This window comes from Priestia sp. FSL H7-0729, assembly GCF_038005685.1.
GTDB lineage: Bacteria > Bacillota > Bacilli > Paenibacillales > Paenibacillaceae > Paenibacillus.
On the sequence record NZ_JBBOTQ010000001.1, the window covers coordinates 110,368 to 127,256 of the forward strand.

Consider the following 16,889-nt stretch of genomic DNA (forward strand, 5'->3'; position numbering starts at 1 on the left):
GGAGGTTAGACCGGGAATGTTTGTATTAGCGGGGTTATTGTTTTTGGTCGTATATGGATTATTAGTGTTCTACATAGGCTGGAGCGGTTGGAGTTGGATGAAACCAGTCGTGTCTGCCAGATTTCGATGGTTTTATATTATAGCGCTTGTATTCCTTGCCGTTTCCTTCATTTTGGCACGTGTATTTGGAAGCATCTCATTTCTCAGTATTATCGGTTCTTACTGGCTGGCGATCTTCTCGTTGTTATTGCTGATCCTGCCTATCGTTCATCTTACGATGTGGTTGCTGAGATTAACTCGTATTCCTAGACATCACACACAGAAATGGGCGGGTGTTGTTACGCTGGTGCTGTTAGTCTCCACAATGAGTTATGGAATTTTCAACGCATACAGCCCGGTAGTGAGAACGTATAATATCCAGATTGATAAAAAAGTAGAAGGTGTAGACAAGCTTAACATTGTCATGGCTGCTGATATGCACTTCGGACTTCTATCTGGTCCTGCACATGCCAAACGCATGGTGGAGGAGATTAATGCGCTGAAGCCGGATCTGGTGCTATATCCTGGAGATATTATTGATGACAATCTGGATATGTATCTGAATAGCGGAATTGCGGATATTATCAGTGATATTCAGGCTCCATACGGCGTCTATGCATCACTTGGGAATCACGATAAGTTCGATGGTCCGATTGAAGATCTGATCGCTGCGCTGGAGAAGAGCAACATGCAAGTATTGTATGATGACAAGATTGTACTGGATGACAAGATCACCCTAATTGGTCGGAAAGATCGCACAGAGAAGGATCGTGCAGAAGTAGCTACTTTAATGCAAAATACGGACTTGAGCCAACCGATACTTATGATGGATCACCAGCCATATGACCTGGATATTGCGGAACAGAACAATGTAGATCTGGTGGTATCCGGTCACACCCATCGTGGTCAGATTGCACCTGCTCAATTCATCACACAGGCTATTTATGAGAATGATTGGGGTTATCTGCAAAAGGGTTCCATGCATTCCATCGTAACCTCGGGATTTGGCTTCTGGGGACCACCAATTCGTACTAGCAGTCGTTCGGAGATTGTACAGATTCATGTGACCTTCCAGCAATGATGAAAGGCCCTTCGATAGAAGGGATAGCTTATAAACACGTCAACCGTAGATTGATGATACCGGCTCCGCTTTATGATGACAAGCTCAGATCACTGTCATGATAAAGCGGAGTATTTCTTATGCGAATTTAGATGGGCGCGCGCTGATTAATTAAGGCGTTTTTACTAACATAAGACGGCTTGATCTCCCGGAAATCGGAGTTCAAGCCACCTGTTTTTTTATTATGTAAGTTTAGTTTCTTACTCCGTTGTCAGGAATGGCTTCAAACGAATAAAATGCGCCTTTTGTATTGATTTTACCGATAAGCGTTGTGGCTCCTTTTTTCGTAAAGGTGTATTCGTTATTTTGGATACGAACGGAATAACCTTTTAGCTTAATACCAAATATAGATCTGACTGTAGGCGCAGCGATGGATAGTGCTTTGTTTTTGTTGAGCTTGGGCTTGGCGAAAGACTTTTTGAAATCAGCATCATTTTTCCAGTTAATACCTAGTTCGTTAGTGACTTTCCATACTTTTCCGGTCTTGCTGCCGATATGCACATAATTTAGATTGTCGTCATCCCGATACTGCCATAACATATCTTTTCCTTCTACGGTAAATAAGGTGTAATCAAAGGCTTTTACTGAGGGAATTCCAAGTGTTTTGAGTGAATTTCGTGCTATGTTTGTCATCCAGGCATAGGAATCATCGATTTTATATTGCAGAATTGCCGACATTTGATTACCTTTGTCCACATCGATGTAAAGTTGTTGACTTGGTCCAAAGATGACCCAGTAGTTCTGGAGTAAATGTCCATGTTCTGGATCATTGGCTTTGAAACGCCAGAAACCACCTTTAATGAAGATATCTTCATCTTCAAATGTTTTTAGGAAGGCATCAAGCTTCAGGAGCAGCGCATTATCCATGACTTTATTCAGATCAGCGTTATCATACATGATATGGGTGGACGCGACACGATTTGTATCAGGATCGTATGTTTGTGTGAAATAGGCAAACCCGGTTCCATCAATAGTTCCGTTAATGACCCACGGATCAAATGATGAATCTATTGTGGTGAATTGAATGTTCTGTTTTCCCACGAGTTTAACCAGTTCTTCACTTAGAAGTTTTTTTGTCTCCGAATCTAGGTGCTCAGCAGACTCTTGACTCTCTATTAATGAGAGGTTATTGGAATTTGCGGCCAAGGTGAGTGGGGCAGACAACAATAGTGACATGGTAGCGACAAATGCGGTCAATGAAACGATTTTTTTCAAAGTGAATCCTCCTGTTAAGTTTAGGTCATATTATTAAATGTCAGTACGCACATATCTTTCAATGTACTATAAAAGTAAAATTTTGCATAACCATATAAACGCAAATATCGGTTTCCTGTTGACACCGTTTTCAGCTTATGATAAATTAGATCCGAGGCTTGTTACCGGTAATGCGGGCAAAACCACTATGGAAATGATTTTATTATTTCTGTTTTGGTTTTGCCCTTTTTTATTCCTCAAAAAAAACCAGGTGGGTCCAGAATGATTATTAAACAGATATTTAATAACAATATTGTCAGTACCGTGGATGACAAAAATCAGGAACTACTGATCCTCGGCCGGGGTATCGGATTCAAGTTCAAAGCAGGCGATGAGATTGATGAAGAACGGATTGAGAAGGTATTCCGTCTTCAGGATACATCGATCTATGAGAAATTTAAATCCATCGTAGCTGAAGTGCCGATTGAGATTTTGCAGGCAACAGATGATATTGTGACACTGGCACGAACACAATTGAACAAAACCATCAGTGACGGGATCTATGTCTCGTTGTCGGATCACATTCACTTTGCTGTTCAGCGCTTGGAAAAAGGAATGATCACTCGTAATCCACTTTCTTGGGAAGTTCAGCACTTCTATAAGGCGGAGTATGATGTGGCCAGAGAAGCATTGACTTTGCTGAAGGAAAGACTGGATATTGAATTCCCCAAAGATGAGATCTGCAATATTGCCTTGCATTTCATCAATGCGGAAGTGAATGATTCCATGAACGATGTCACTCATCTCATGCAGCTATTGCAGGAGATTATGAATATCATCAAATATCACTTCAACGTCGAATTGGATGAAGATAGCGTCAATTATTTCCGCTTCATCACCCATTTGAAATATTTTTGTCAGCGTGTCATTACCCATTCTTCACATGATGATGCCGAGGAATATTTGTATGAAGTGGTTCGGAAAAACTATCCGGAGACTTTCAAATGTATTGGCAAGATCGAGACTTTTATCCATAAGAATTATCAGTATGACATGACTCACTCGGAGCAGTTATATCTAACGCTCCATCTGGAACGTCTGATGAAAACCAAGCGGGACGTATAAAATCCACGCAATAGAATGAAATTACAACTGGATATCCTATGGGCTTGTTACTGTTCAATCAGGCAATACCCGAATGAGATGGCGCCATCAACGTGCGCTATATTCGTTCGGGTATTTTTTATTGGAAAAATGAGGAGGAAGACATCATGAAACATCAAGAAGCGGCGCAGGAAATCATCAAAGCCGTTGGGGGAACTAAAAATATCAATTCAGTGTATCACTGCGTTACTCGACTCCGCTTTGATCTGAAAGACAACGATAAAGTGGATAATGGATCACTCAATAAACTGGATAAAGTCATGGGGACTAACATTTCTGGTGATCAATTTCAGGTCATTATCGGTAATGATGTGTCGAAAGTATTCGACGCCATGGTAAAGGAACATCCTGCAATCCAGCAAAGTACGGAAAATAAAGAGCCTAAGTCGGATAAAAAACAAAATGTCGTGCTGAAAATTTTTGAAACGATCGCAGGTGTCTTTGCCCCGATGCTTCCAGCGATTACAGCGGCAGGTATGCTCAAAGGGTTACTGGCACTATTCGTGTCCATAGGTTGGATGTCCGCTGGAACAGATACGTACCGTATTCTCTCAGCCATTGGTGACGGCGTATTCCACTACCTGCCCTTACTGATTGCAGTCAGCGCTGCTCGCAAATTCGGCAGTAATCCGTTTGTTGCCATTGCACTAGGTACGGCATTAATGTACCCAGACATGACAGCATTGCTATCTAGCGGTGAATCGGTTGGATTCTTGGGAATTCCGGTTACGGCTGTAAGTTATGCTTCATCGGTTATTCCAATTTTACTCGCTGTATGGTTGATGTCCTATGTTGAGAAATGGGTTGACCGTGTTATCCCTGCTGCACTCAAGCTATTGCTTGTGCCTTTGATTACCTTGCTTGTGATGGTTCCGGTGACACTGATTGCAATCGGTCCATTGGGTACATTTGTAGGTAGCGGATTGTCTGGCGGCATCAACTGGCTGCTGAATGAAGGCGGATTGATTGCAGGTATCGTTCTTGGCGGCGCGATGGCGCTCATTATTATGACAGGAATGCACTATGCACTTGTGCCGATCATCCTGAGTAATATCGCTACACTGGGCTTCGACAAATTCTTGCCATTGACCTTCATCTCCAATATGGGTCAGGCTGGTGCGACACTCGGCGTATTCTTCCGGGCAAAAGATAAAAAACTCAAAACCGTGGCATTGTCCACGAGCTTTACAGCTCTGATGGGTGTAACGGAGCCGGCGATGTACGGTGTAAATATGAAATACAAAAAACCATTTGCCGCAGCCATGATTGGTAGTGCCGTAGGTGGCGGATTCGCCCTTGCTTTTGGCGCAAAAGCGTATGTGCTTGCGGGTAACGGTGGTCTTCCGGGACTTCCTTCCCTGATCGGACAAACCTTCTGGTATTCTTTCGGGGGGATGATCTTGGCCTTTGTTGTAGGTACGATTATGTCTACGATATTCGGTATTAAGGAAGAAGAAGGAGACGCTGAGGCGTTGGCTCAATTCTCACCAGGTGCTTCTTCTGCACCAGCGAAAGTAGCTTCAAGTGATGCTGCCAGCGTGAACGTGGACGATATGGGCGCTCCGTCACCAACGAGTGATGCGGTAGCCGTAGCTCCGATGACAGGTAAAGCGATCCCGCTCCAAGAAGTTAATGACCCAACATTTGGAGATGAATTGATGGGTAAAGGTGTGGCATTTGTTCCAACAGTCGGCGAACTGGTTTCACCAGTGACAGGTACCATCATGAATGTGTTCAAAACGAAACATGCGATCGTTGTCCGCAGTGATAACGGGATGGAATTGCTGATTCATGTTGGAATTAACACCGTGAAGCTGCGTGGACAGTACTTCGATGCACACGTTGCTACAGGAGCGCGTGTACAGGCTGGGGACAAGTTGCTCACATTTGAACTGGCCGAGATTGCCAAAGAATATGACATTACAACCGCTATGGTTGTTACCAATACAGCGGATTACAAGCAGGTTCTGCCTGTGAAATTGGGCGAAATCACGATGGGTGAAGACGTATTGAAAGCTGGAATCTAATGCTTAAGATTAGTGGTTAATCAGCAAAGATTAAATCAATCCGAAGAGGAGAGATAGACATGATGAATCGACAAGGGTTTCCGGAAGGGTTTCTATGGGGCGGTGCTATTGCTGCCAATCAGGCTGAAGGTGGATTCGACGCAGGCGGCAAAGGATGGTCGACAGCCGATATGGTTCCTTATTTTGAGAAAAAGGACTACACCAACCTTAGAGAACTGATGCATGTTACCAGTGCAACGGTTGAGAAAGCAATGGCACATCACAGTGCGGAGGGTTATCCGAAGCGTTACGGGATTGATTTCTACCACCGTTTCAAAGAGGATATTGCGCTGTTCGCCGAGCTGGGCTTCAAGACATTCCGTCTGTCCATCAACTGGCCGCGTATTTTCCCGAATGGTTATGATGCCGAGCCAAATGAAGAGGGACTGCGCTTCTATGACGAAGTGTTCGATGAACTCCGGAAATACGATATCGAACCATTGGTAACCCTCTCGCATTATGAGATGCCTATGGCACTTGTTCTGAAATATAACGGCTGGGCTGGCCGTGAAGTGATTGGACATTTTGTGAGATATGCTGAAACCGTGATGACCCGTTATAAGGACAAAGTAAAATACTGGTTAACGTTTAATGAGATTAACACGACCATTATTGAACCGTTCACAGGTGGCGGTATTATTGAAGACCGTGTGGAGAACACGATGCAGGCTTCTTATCAGGCGCTTCATCATCAATTTGTAGCCAGTAGCCTGGTAACAGAGAAGGCGCGTCAGATTAACCCGAACTTCCAGATCGGATGTATGCTTGCACGCATGATTCACTACCCGGCGACATCGAAGCCAGAAGATATGCTGCAAGCTCAGATCGATAACCAGCTGAACCTGCTGCATACGGATGTACAAGTTCGTGGTAGTTATCCAACGTTCATGGCTCGGTACTGGGCAGAGAACGGGATTACCATTGCCATGGAACCGGGAGATGAGCAGATCCTGCGTGAGCATACGGTTGATTTTATCTCGTTCAGTTATTACACATCCTTGGTGTCCGCAGTGAACCCAGAGGAATATGGAGTGACGGGTGGTAACCTGTACAGTACGATTAAGAACCCGAATCTGGAGCGTACGGAGTGGGGCTGGCAGCTTGATCCAATCGGTTTGCGTGTTGCATTGAAAGAGTTGTATGATCGTTACCAATTGCCACTGTTTGTAGTGGAGAACGGCCTTGGAGCGAAAGATACGGTTGAAGCAGATGGTTCCATTAACGATGATTATCGTATTGATTATCTGAGAAAACATATTACACAAATGAAAGAAGCCGTTATGGATGGTGTGGACCTCATGGGGTATACCAACTGGGGAGCGATTGATATCATCAGCGCATCCACTTCGGAAATGTCCAAGCGTTATGGCGTGATCTACGTGGATCAGGACGACAACGGACAAGGCACATTGAATCGGTATAAGAAAAAGAGCTTTGGCTGGTACCAAAAAGTCATTGCCTCGAATGGCGAGAACTTGGAATAGATTAACCAATATAGGCACCCTGGGCGTAGCTGGTATAACGGCGCCAGGGCGCCTTTTTACTATAATCTCTCAAGATGCTCACCAACACTAATGGCACTTTAATGCATAGAAGATGACTACATAACATGCTGGATGGTATACTGTGATCGTATTGGGGGAGGGATAACCATGAAGAAACCTATTATTGCTGTAGATATGGATGACACGATATGTCATCTGGTCAAGCGGGCCATATATCACAATAACCTCAACTTCCCGACCCATCCGTTGCGGTATGAGGATATGATTCATTGGGATACATCCCATTTGCGTCATCCAGAGAGTACGCATGATGTATTTTATGGTCGGCCGGGTCTGTTCGAGGAATTGGAATTATACGACGAATATGTTGTAGATGAGATGCGAAAGCTGAACGATGCTTATGATGTCATTGTCGTGACGGCAGCAGAACCAAAAACAGTCGTTGAGAAGTGGAACTGGCTTCAACAGCACATGCCATTTATAACTGCAGAACAGTTTATTACATGCAAAAGAAAAAACTTGCTCGGATTCGATCTGCTCATTGATGATGGAGCACACAATCTGATTCCCGCGCATGAGGATGGCAAGAAGGTCATCTGTATCCCGCATCCGTGGAACATACAGGAGCGTGAGCGATACAACTTTCCGTTGATGTCTTCATGGAAAGAGGCTAAGGCATACATAGATGAATTGTTACAGGTTGTCGGTGTCTGAGATTTAAAATTATGGTCCAGAGTGCGGTGCTCTGGATTTTTTGCGATAGGCGAGAGGTGTTTCGCCTGTTATTTTTTTGAATGCAGCATAGAATGAATCCATATCCCGATATCCGACCAGCTCTGCAATCAGGCTAACTTTGTGCTGTGAATTCTTTAGAATTTCGCAGCTTTTTTGTATGCGCAGATGTTGCAGGTGGCCGCTAAAGGTCTGTCCGGTATGCCGCAGAAACATTCGCCCAATCTGTTTTTCGCTCCAGCCTGATATGCGTACCAGATCAGACATCCGAATACGATTGCTTGCGTGTTCCTTGATATAGTGAAGGATGTAATCAAAACCAGTGGAATGATTTTCTACATCCTGATCCTTTTGATAAAGTTGTCTGTAGGTCATCAATACCAACTGGCTTACCAGGGTATATAACATGGTAGACGAACCGATTCTCTGAACGGAGGATTCACGGTATAGCTTCACCATCAAGTCTTCAATCTGATCGTTGTGATCCACAACGGATATATAAGGAACCTGATTTTGTGCCAGGTCCGTCAGATGTTGAATGATTTCTTTTTCCTGAATGATGGCTGTCAGCGTGTTGATCAATTCAGCATTAAACAGACAATTATATATAATTAACGGATGCTCGGTTACGTTTGTGCTCACAGGACGAAAGACATGAGGAACGCCAACAGGAATGACAAACAGCATGCCTTTCTTCACGGGAATAACATCTTCACCGATATGATGAAAGCCCTTTCCTTCGGCAACATAGCTATACTCAATAAATTCATGTGCGTGAAAAGGAAGCATAAAATCCTCAGAGCAACGATTGACAAAAAGTTGCAGATGATTATGCAGAAAGTATTCGCTTTTCATAAGTTGTACAGATGAATCCATAGGCAACCTCCTCGCATAGATGGCTGAATCACCGGATGAAATAGTCCGGATCACCGGGTATTTACGATAGCAGGATCGATATAATTATATCGTAACCCCGTATGGGAAGCCAAGATGGAAAGGACGATCTGCTGATGTTCAACGTTAGTCACCTTCGCTGTGAGTACAAAATGAATCCGATTGGCCTTGATGTGAAATCACCAAGATTAAGCTGGCAGCTGCAATCCGATCGCCGGAATTGTATGCAATCCGCTTACCAGATTCAGCTATCATTGACAGAAGATTTTGAGGGGATGGCATGGGATTCTGGCGAGATAAGTACGGATCAGTCCATACATGTGGAGTTAAACCCCTTTCAACCTTCTCCGCGAACGCGATACTACTACCGGATTCAGGCATGGGATGATGCAGGAAATAATTCAAGTTGGTCCGAAACAGCTTATTTCGAGATGGGACTTATGGACAGTAATAACTGCTGGCAAGCAGAATGGATCACAGCTCAAGCATCAGATGATGGAGATACGTCATGCCCGCGTATGCGCAAGCAGTTTAATGTGAAACAACCTGTTACGTCTGCCAGAATATATGTGACAGCACTTGGATTATACGAGTTGCATATGAACAACACAAGAGTAGGAGAAGATTATTTTACACCTGGCTGGACCTCTTATCGTAAGCGATTACAATATCAAACCTATGATGTTACCGACCTGCTTCAAGATGGACAAAATACTTTAGGTGCATATCTTGGAGATGGTTGGTATCGCGGATATCTTGGCTGGAACAAAGAAAGGGAGATATTTGGTTCAACATCCGCATTGCTGCTGGAACTACATATGAAATATGCAGATGGATCAGAGGAATGCATCCTATCCAGTGGGGAGTGGAAGGCTGCTCCAAGTGCCATTCGCATGTCGGACATCTATATGGGCGAGACGTATGATGCACGGATGGAGTCCGATTGGTCGGATTCCTCTCAGGTGAGTTGGTCACCCGTGAACGTACTGGAGCATCCCAAAGATATCATCGTTGCACAGGAGAACGTACCCGTCACCCAAGTCGAACAGCTACAGCCAATCGCCTTGTTAACAACACCTCAGGGAGATCGTGTAATAGACATGGGGCAGAATATGGTGGGATGGGTGAAATTCAGCATTCAAGGTAAGGAGGGTCAGACGGTGGAGCTGCACCATGCTGAGATATTGGATCATGAAGGCAACTTCTACATCGATAATCTTCGCGCCGCCAAGCAGTGTATTCGTTACACCTGCAAGGGAGATGGCGAGGAATCATTTGAACCGCATTTTACGTTTCAAGGGTTTCGCTATGTGAAGCTGATTGGCTTCCCGGAACATGTTCGACTGGATGAATTTACTGGAATAGTGTTGCACTCGAACATGGAGCAAACAGGTCAGTTCTCATGCTCCAGTCCACTGGTGAACCAACTGCATCACAATATATTGTGGGGGCAAAAGGGGAATTTTCTTGATGTACCGACAGACTGTCCACAGAGGGATGAGCGGCTCGGGTGGACCGGTGATGCACAGATGTTTGTCCGCACGTCTTCGTACCTTATGAACACGGCCCCCTTTTTCACCAAATGGCTACGGGATTTGAAAGCAGACCAAGGAGAAGATGGAGGTATTCCATTTTTCGTTCCGGATCTGAGAAGTTCCACGTCAGAAGGATGGGGTGACACCAGTCATTCCTCAGCCGCTTGGGGTGATGCAGCGGTCATCTGTCCTTGGACCATCTATGAGATGTATGGGGATGCCAGATTACTGGCTGAGCAATATGAGAGTATGAAACGGTGGATCGAATACATTCACGTGCAGGGTGACAATCCGTATTTGTGGAACACGGGATTCCACTTTGGCGATTGGCTGGGGCTCGACTCCAAGCCCGATAGTTATGTCGGTGCAACGGACACAGATTATGTGGCAACGGCATTCTATGCCTATTCGGTCTCGTTAACTCAAAAAGCGGCTGAGGTGCTTGGAAAGACAGATGATGCTGAGTATTACAAGCAGTTGCATACAAACATTGTTCTTGCGTTTAATAAAGAATTCGTCACTCCAGCCGGCAAAATTGCTGTTCCAACGCAAACAGCGCATGTTCTCGCGCTTCAATTCAACCTGTTGGACGACAATGCCCGAACTCGTGCTGTCGATCAATTGGTGAAACTCGTGAAAGAGGCGGGTAATCATCTTACTACGGGCTTTGTAGGCACACCTTATCTAAATCCGGTATTGACTGACGCAGGTCTTCACGACCTGGCATATACATTACTTTTTCAAGAGGATTATCCATCCTGGCTCTATCAGGTGACTCAAGGCGCAACGACGGTCTGGGAACATTGGGATGGGATCAAAGAGGATGGCAGTCTCTGGAGTGCTGATATGAATTCATTTAACCACTATGCGTATGGTGCAATTGGGGAATGGCTGTATCGTTATGTTGCCGGAATCAAGTCCGATGAACATCAGCCAGGATTCCGCATGGTGCATATTGAGCCGCAACCCGGACCTGGACTGGATTGGGTGGAAGCGAGTTTGGAGACAATGTATGGTCCAGTTGCTTCAAGCTGGCATCGGATGGCGGAGGGAGAAATGGAGATACGCGTGCATATTCCTGTCAATACGAGAGGTATGGTGCGTCTTCCTGGAGCGAGTGCACAGGTCGTTCTGGAGCAAGGGAAACCGTTGGATCAGTTGGATCGGATAAGTGGAATTCAGGATATTCAAAACATTGGAGACGATGTTGAAGTCACACTGGGGTCTGGGAGTTACCATTTTACGTATAAGTACTAAACGATTCTGGATAGATAATGTCGAATAATGAATAATATTGGTGTAATATATCGAAAATAATATAGATTATGATTGTAATACCCTCGCTTGCTGATTAAAATGAAGCATAGAATCTGGATTGCGGCCGGAAACTATCATCCCATATCAGTCACAAGTGAGGTTATCTTTATGAATCAACCGGTTAATCGGCCCCGGCGTATTGAGTATCTGGATCTCTTCCGTGCTTTTGCCATCATGGCAGTAGTAGCCATTCATGCGACTTCAACAGCAGTTGCGCATTACCCCAAGAATACGCTAGATCATGATGTGTATTACTTCTGGAACACGTTCCTGCAATTTGCAGTTCCAGCTTTTCTGTTCCTATCATCCCTGGTTTTGTTCTACAACTACAGATCCAAGGCGAATGAGAAGGGTTGGATGCTCGCTTTTTATAAGAAGCGTTTATTCTATGTATTTGTACCCTATGTGGTGTGGTCCCTTATCTACTTTGCCATTAAACAGTTGCTTGCTGGCAAAGAACCTTTGACCCACGGTGTTCAATTTGCCAAACAATTAGTGATGGGAACCGCTCATACGCACTTATACTTTTTTCTGATTATTCTTCAATTCTATATCGTTTTTCCATTGCTTCTATCGCTTACACGCCATCGTCTTTTTAATCGGTACTTGCCATTATTCTTTATTGCGGGTCAAGCGATCTTCTATGCACTACATTTGCAGTTTCACTTCGAACGGACCGGAAGCTTGTTACCCAGTTATCTGATTGTAATTGGATTTGGCGCATGGGTTGGGTTGAACTTTGAATGGGCAATGAATAAACTTTACCTCCACCGTTATATGCTTATTGTTGCGTTATTGAGTGGTGGTGCCATATTTATATATGGTAATGCTTATATCAAAACCGCTTTCGCTGCATACCCGGTGGTAACCTATACCGTGCTGTTCCTCTTCCGAAATCTGTTTACGTTGTCAGCTTGCTTGCTCCTGCTGATCTTCAGTGAACGAATGGGCAGAGGAAAACATAGTGAAGTTCGTAAAGCTACACATGTTCTGGATTCCTTGGGTACAGTTGCGTTCGGTGTGTTTTTAATGCATCCACTTGTACTGCTCTTCTGGAGACGTGAATTCTCAGATGACCTGGCTCGGCACTTCAGCGTGGGTATCGTCCTATCTTATGTTGTTGCTCTCCTGTTCTCATGGATCTGCGCGATGGGATTGCGCCGGATGAAGTGGGGATGGGTACTGATTGGACGTTAAGTTTAAAATAAACAAATGATAGTTAAGATAAGAGTTTTCAAGCCCTCAAGCGTTGAGGGAATCACTTGAAAGCTCTTTTTTATTTGCGCCAAAGAAGGTATTATAGAGTTTAATGTCCATAAAATTGAATTAATGGAATGAACACTACCTTCGGAAAGGCTTGAGCGTAACAAGAGTCCGCATCGCCTGTTACATAAGCCAACAAAGCGTGATATCGCGTGGTCTGAGCGAGATTTGCTAGATACAATGAAGCATTATCGACTGAATTCGGAGCCGGGGGAAATCACGTATGAGCATTACATGCGGATTGATAACACACACAAGAGCCCGGATGAAGTGGCACAGTTAATTCAGGAACGATTTAGTTTGTAATCTGAGAAACATTTATCTTAGCTGAGTAGCTTTTTATATGAGAGGGGCATTACACATGTATTTTGTTATTTTTTTGCTCATAGGACTTGTTTTATGTTATCTGATCCCATTCGGTCCGATTTTGGCTGGTGGCATTGTTTTCGCCCTTGTGATAGATCATTACCGTCAGACAATGCATATGCGTGAAGATATCCGAGACATCAAGAATCATTTAGGGCTAATGAACAAAGGTGAGGCGCAAGAGTACGAGATGGATAAAGAATACACGCAAGTAAATCGTTTGGATTCAGAACAAATGGACGTGATTAATCGAAGAATTGAAGCGGAACTGGAGAAAGAGAGTAATAAAAATAAACCTTGAATACCTGTAAAATAATTCTTGTTTTGCTCACTCCTGTGAGTATATTTACCTAGATCCGGAGTCATGCTAATTCGATATTAACTTTTTGTTGCACTGTGTAGAAATTTGTAATATTATGAGGGAAGCGCGTACAACATATCGGGTTGTAACTGTTGAATCAGGCAAAGCCGTATACCTTGAGAAAAGGGATTGGTTTGTCTTTTTCTGTATATTGGAGTGATGAAGTGAAAATCGAGAAGGTGCTGAACAATAATGCTGTAGTTGCAATGAATGACGAACAACAGGAAGTTATTATCATTGGCCGGGGGATTGCTTACCAGAAGCGGGCGGGTGATATGGTTTCCGAACAGCATATCGACAAGATATTTACTTTACAGAATGAAGATATTCAGGAAAACTTCAAGGCATTAATCTCAAGCATTCCTCTGGAATACATGAAAGTTTCTGAGGAAATCATCGCTTATGCCAAATTAAAACTTGGCAAGAAACTGAATGAGAGCATTTACTTACATCTCACAGACCATATTCACTTTGCCATTGAGCGGTATCGCAAGAATCTGCCTATACGCAACGGGTTAATCTGGGAGACAAAGCAGTTATACAAAGAGGAGTACGAAGTAGGAATGGAAGCGCTCAATATGATCTGTGATCAGTTTGGCGTGATCCTGCCTGAGGACGAAGCCGGTTTTATGGCACTTCACTTTGTTAATGCAGCTTTGAACGAGGAAATGCCCAACATCAAGAGTATGACGCAGGTCATGCAGGAAATCTTGACAATCATCAAGTATCATTTCAAGATTGATTTTGATGAGAACTCACTAACATTCTATCGCTTTGTGACGCATTTGAAGTTTTTCGCTCAACGTTTAGTGAAGGGAAAACATTACAAGAGCAACAACGACGATGAACTGTTCCTGATGATTCAGAAAAAGTATCCAGCAGCACACAAGTGCTCGGAGAAAATCAAGAAGTTCATTGAGAGCAACTACACGTATCAACTAACTGACGAAGAAATGATGTACTTAACGATTCATATTGAGAGAGTTGTGAATGCAACTTCTGAATAATCCCATAGATCAGCTTGCAGGGTTGCAACCACCAGGGCAAAACCTGAACGATTGAATGACAGAACACCCGTTAACCGGATGTTCCGTACATTCAAATGTTCAGGTTTTTTTATTCTCTCCAATAGGCTTCGAATCCGTGTTTAACCAGAAAGGAAGAAAATAACTTCATGAAACACGAACAATTAGCTAAAGACATTCTGTCTGGTGTTGGTGGAAAACAGAACATTAACAGCGTGGTTCACTGCGCAACCAGACTGCGTTTTAAATTAAAAAATGATAGTAATGCTAAGACAGACGATCTTAAAAATCTGCCCGGCGTCATAACGGTAATGCAAAGCGGTGGACAATACCAGGTTGTCGTAGGTAACGAAGTGTCTGATGTGTATAAAGCCTTGCTACAGGTTGGAAATATGAATGCGGATGAACCGGTCTCTAATGATGAGTCTGAATCTTCCGGCAAAAAAGAAAGTCTCTTGGGTCGATTTATCGACTTGATCTCCGGTGTATTTACACCGATACTCGGCTTGCTTGCTGCAACAGGGATGATCAAAGGTTTCCTGTCCATGTTTACTTCTCTCGAATGGCTGGACCCGGCTTCAGGAACATATCAATTGTTGAACGCTGCAGGAGACTGCCTGTTCTATTTCTTCCCGATCTTCTTGGGTTACACAGCAATGAAAAAATTCGGTGGATCTCCATTCCTCGGGATGGCCATCGGGGCATCACTTGTATATCCGACCTTATCCGGTCTTAGTGGTGGAGAGCCATTGTATACACTGTTTGCAGGCACATTGTTTGAATCTCCAATTCATATCACGTTCCTGGGTATCCCTGTTATTTTGATGAGTTATTCCTCATCTGTAATTCCGATTATTATTGCTGCTTATTTTGGTGCAAAAGTAGAAGCGTTCTTCAAAAAGATCATTCCGTCTGTCGTAAGAACGTTCCTGACGCCATTCTTTACGATTCTGATTGTTGTTCCAGTAACTTTCCTCTTGATTGGTCCAATCGCGACATGGGCAAGTCAGCTGATTGGTGCAGGCGTATCAGGCATCTATGACTTGAGTCCATTGGTAACAGGTATTGTTGTTGGCGGATTGTGGCAAGTGTTGGTTATCTTTGGTTTACACTGGGGTATCGTACCAATCATGCTGCTCAATCTGTCCACACTGAAAGCAGATCCAATCTTGGCGATGATGTTTGCTGCTTCCTTTGCTCAGATTGGTGCTGTCCTTGGCGTTATGCTCAAAACAAAAAATACCAAACTCAAATCACTGGGTGTCCCTGCCTTTGTGTCCGGGATCTTCGGTGTAACTGAGCCAGCGATTTATGGTCTTACTTTGCCACTGAAAAAACCATTTATTATGAGTTGTATTTCTTCAGCCGTAGCTGGTGGTATTATTGGATTCGCAGGTTCCAAAATGTTTGTGTTTGCTTCAGGCATCTTCGGTGTTCCAGCGCTGATTAGTCCAACAGCAGGGATTAACTATGAATTCTGGATGGCTATGATCGCCACAGTTATTGCTTTTGTACTAAGCTTTGTACTCGTTTATTTTGTAGGTTTCAAAGATCCTGCTAATCCGGAAGCTGCCAAACAGACTCCAGAGCCGGTAAAAGAAGAGAAGGTTGTACTTGAGCCTAATCCAAATAATCGTTACGAAATTGCCAGCCCAATGACGGGTGAGGTCGTTCCTTTGCAAGAAATTAATGATGCTACATTTGCTGGTGAACATATGGGTAAAGGTATTGCCATTCGCCCAACCAGTGGGAAAGTGGTATCCCCGATTAATGGTGTTGTACAGACGATTTACCGTACCAAACATGCGATCGGTCTTGTAGATGATCAAGGTGTAGAGATTCTGATCCATATCGGTCAGGATACGGTGCAGCTCAAAGGTCAGCATTTCACTGCACATGTGAAAGACGGGGATCGTGTGAGTGTGGGTGACTTGATCGTTGAATTCGATCTTCAAGCTATTATTGAGGCGGGATATGAGACCGTAACACCGATTATTGTAACCAATACGGCGGATTATTTGGACGTGGTTGCAACAACAGATCGTACAGTGCAAGAGAAGGATAAATTAATTACGGTTATTGGTTAATTCTGCTTTTAGTGCATATTTTAAAATATGAATATCATGCTGCATAGGGACCATTTCGATACTTTCGAAGTGGTCCCTTTTTTCTATTTTCGATCACATTAATTTATTTATGAATTTAATAAAAATAAGTGTTGCAAACCTAGTTCAGATGTACTATGATGAGTTCAAGAAGTAAGCGCATACATCAATCGGGTTGTAACTGTTCAATCAGGCAATTCCGA

At 43.7% G+C, this 16,889-nt stretch carries 12 protein-coding genes and 1 pseudogene; 11 read left to right on the forward strand and 2 right to left on the reverse strand.

Annotated features, from left to right (window positions below):
• The first annotated feature begins 16 nt into the window (after window positions 1-16).
• Window positions 17-1,120 carry a metallophosphoesterase gene (locus tag MHH93_RS00490; RefSeq protein WP_500052119.1) on the forward strand — a complete coding sequence of 368 codons (1,104 nt, stop codon included), beginning with the start codon at window positions 17-19 and terminating at the stop codon, window positions 1,118-1,120.
• A 231-nt stretch (window positions 1,121-1,351) separates the two neighbouring features.
• Here MHH93_RS00490 and MHH93_RS00495 read toward each other — a convergent pair whose 3' ends face one another.
• Window positions 1,352-2,374: a hypothetical protein gene (locus MHH93_RS00495; protein ID WP_500052120.1), complete on the reverse strand. Its 1,023-nt coding sequence runs from the start codon at window positions 2,372-2,374 to the stop codon at window positions 1,352-1,354.
• A 261-nt stretch (window positions 2,375-2,635) separates the two neighbouring features.
• Here MHH93_RS00495 and licT (MHH93_RS00500) point away from each other — a divergent pair, with 261 nt between their 5' ends.
• The 4 genes from licT (MHH93_RS00500) (at window position 2,636) to MHH93_RS00515 (ending at window position 7,802) form a co-directional block, all read left to right on the forward strand.
• Window positions 2,636-3,478: a BglG family transcription antiterminator LicT gene (gene licT, locus MHH93_RS00500; RefSeq protein ID WP_169481106.1), complete on the forward strand. Its 843-nt coding sequence runs from the start codon at window positions 2,636-2,638 to the stop codon at window positions 3,476-3,478.
• 146 nt (window positions 3,479-3,624) lie between these two features.
• A complete protein-coding gene (locus tag MHH93_RS00505) occupies window positions 3,625-5,544 on the forward strand; it encodes a beta-glucoside-specific PTS transporter subunit IIABC (protein ID WP_500052122.1) in 1,920 nt (639 codons plus the stop codon).
• 59 nt (window positions 5,545-5,603) lie between these two features.
• On the forward strand, window positions 5,604-7,067 hold the full coding sequence (locus MHH93_RS00510; protein WP_500052123.1) for a glycoside hydrolase family 1 protein: 1,464 nt from the start codon (window positions 5,604-5,606) through the stop codon (window positions 7,065-7,067).
• A 168-nt stretch (window positions 7,068-7,235) separates the two neighbouring features.
• Entirely contained in the window at window positions 7,236-7,802 is a 567-nt protein-coding gene (locus MHH93_RS00515; RefSeq protein WP_500052124.1) for a 5' nucleotidase, NT5C type, read from the forward strand.
• A 9-nt stretch (window positions 7,803-7,811) separates the two neighbouring features.
• Here the strand turns inward: MHH93_RS00515 and MHH93_RS00520 are convergent, their stop codons facing one another.
• Window positions 7,812-8,696, reverse strand: coding sequence for a helix-turn-helix transcriptional regulator (locus MHH93_RS00520; protein ID WP_500052125.1), 885 nt, complete (start codon window positions 8,694-8,696; stop codon window positions 7,812-7,814).
• Between the two features lie 134 nt (window positions 8,697-8,830).
• On the opposite strand from MHH93_RS00520, the gene MHH93_RS00525 reads away from it, so the two are divergent.
• From MHH93_RS00525 to MHH93_RS00550, 6 genes and pseudogenes are all read left to right on the forward strand, one after another.
• The gene (locus tag MHH93_RS00525; protein ID WP_500052127.1) at window positions 8,831-11,506 is read left to right on the forward strand and encodes a family 78 glycoside hydrolase catalytic domain; all 2,676 of its coding nucleotides are present in this window, start codon (window positions 8,831-8,833) and stop codon (window positions 11,504-11,506) included.
• Between the two features lie 168 nt (window positions 11,507-11,674).
• On the forward strand, window positions 11,675-12,763 hold the full coding sequence (locus MHH93_RS00530; RefSeq protein WP_500052129.1) for an acyltransferase: 1,089 nt from the start codon (window positions 11,675-11,677) through the stop codon (window positions 12,761-12,763).
• Between the two features lie 153 nt (window positions 12,764-12,916).
• Window positions 12,917-13,135: pseudogene (locus tag MHH93_RS00535) on the forward strand (shikimate kinase); the annotation flags it as partial.
• A gap of 55 nt (window positions 13,136-13,190) precedes the next feature.
• The gene (locus MHH93_RS00540; RefSeq protein WP_500052130.1) at window positions 13,191-13,496 is read left to right on the forward strand and encodes a hypothetical protein; all 306 of its coding nucleotides are present in this window, start codon (window positions 13,191-13,193) and stop codon (window positions 13,494-13,496) included.
• 224 nt (window positions 13,497-13,720) lie between these two features.
• Window positions 13,721-14,563 carry a BglG family transcription antiterminator LicT gene (licT, locus tag MHH93_RS00545; protein ID WP_017687870.1) on the forward strand — a complete coding sequence of 281 codons (843 nt, stop codon included), beginning with the start codon at window positions 13,721-13,723 and terminating at the stop codon, window positions 14,561-14,563.
• 167 nt (window positions 14,564-14,730) lie between these two features.
• Window positions 14,731-16,668, forward strand: a complete 1,938-nt coding sequence (locus MHH93_RS00550) for a beta-glucoside-specific PTS transporter subunit IIABC (protein WP_500052133.1) — start codon at window positions 14,731-14,733, stop codon at window positions 16,666-16,668.
• The last annotated feature ends 221 nt before the right edge of the window (window positions 16,669-16,889 follow it).

What these genes read in the sequence shown, in the direction of transcription:
- MHH93_RS00520 (WP_500052125.1), bottom strand. Translation starts at nt 8,696, where the DNA reads ATGGATTCATCTGTACAACTTATGAAAAGCGAATACTTTCTGCATAAT.
- MHH93_RS00510 (WP_500052123.1), top strand. Translation starts at nt 5,604, where the DNA reads ATGATGAATCGACAAGGGTTTCCGGAAGGGTTTCTATGGGGCGGTGCT.
- MHH93_RS00490 (WP_500052119.1), top strand. Translation starts at nt 17, where the DNA reads ATGTTTGTATTAGCGGGGTTATTGTTTTTGGTCGTATATGGATTATTA.
- MHH93_RS00540 (WP_500052130.1), top strand. Translation starts at nt 13,191, where the DNA reads ATGTATTTTGTTATTTTTTTGCTCATAGGACTTGTTTTATGTTATCTG.
- MHH93_RS00530 (WP_500052129.1), top strand. Translation starts at nt 11,675, where the DNA reads ATGAATCAACCGGTTAATCGGCCCCGGCGTATTGAGTATCTGGATCTC.
- MHH93_RS00550 (WP_500052133.1), top strand. Translation starts at nt 14,731, where the DNA reads ATGAAACACGAACAATTAGCTAAAGACATTCTGTCTGGTGTTGGTGGA.
- MHH93_RS00515 (WP_500052124.1), top strand. Translation starts at nt 7,236, where the DNA reads ATGAAGAAACCTATTATTGCTGTAGATATGGATGACACGATATGTCAT.
- licT (WP_169481106.1), top strand. Translation starts at nt 2,636, where the DNA reads ATGATTATTAAACAGATATTTAATAACAATATTGTCAGTACCGTGGAT.
- MHH93_RS00505 (WP_500052122.1), top strand. Translation starts at nt 3,625, where the DNA reads ATGAAACATCAAGAAGCGGCGCAGGAAATCATCAAAGCCGTTGGGGGA.
- MHH93_RS00525 (WP_500052127.1), top strand. Translation starts at nt 8,831, where the DNA reads ATGTTCAACGTTAGTCACCTTCGCTGTGAGTACAAAATGAATCCGATT.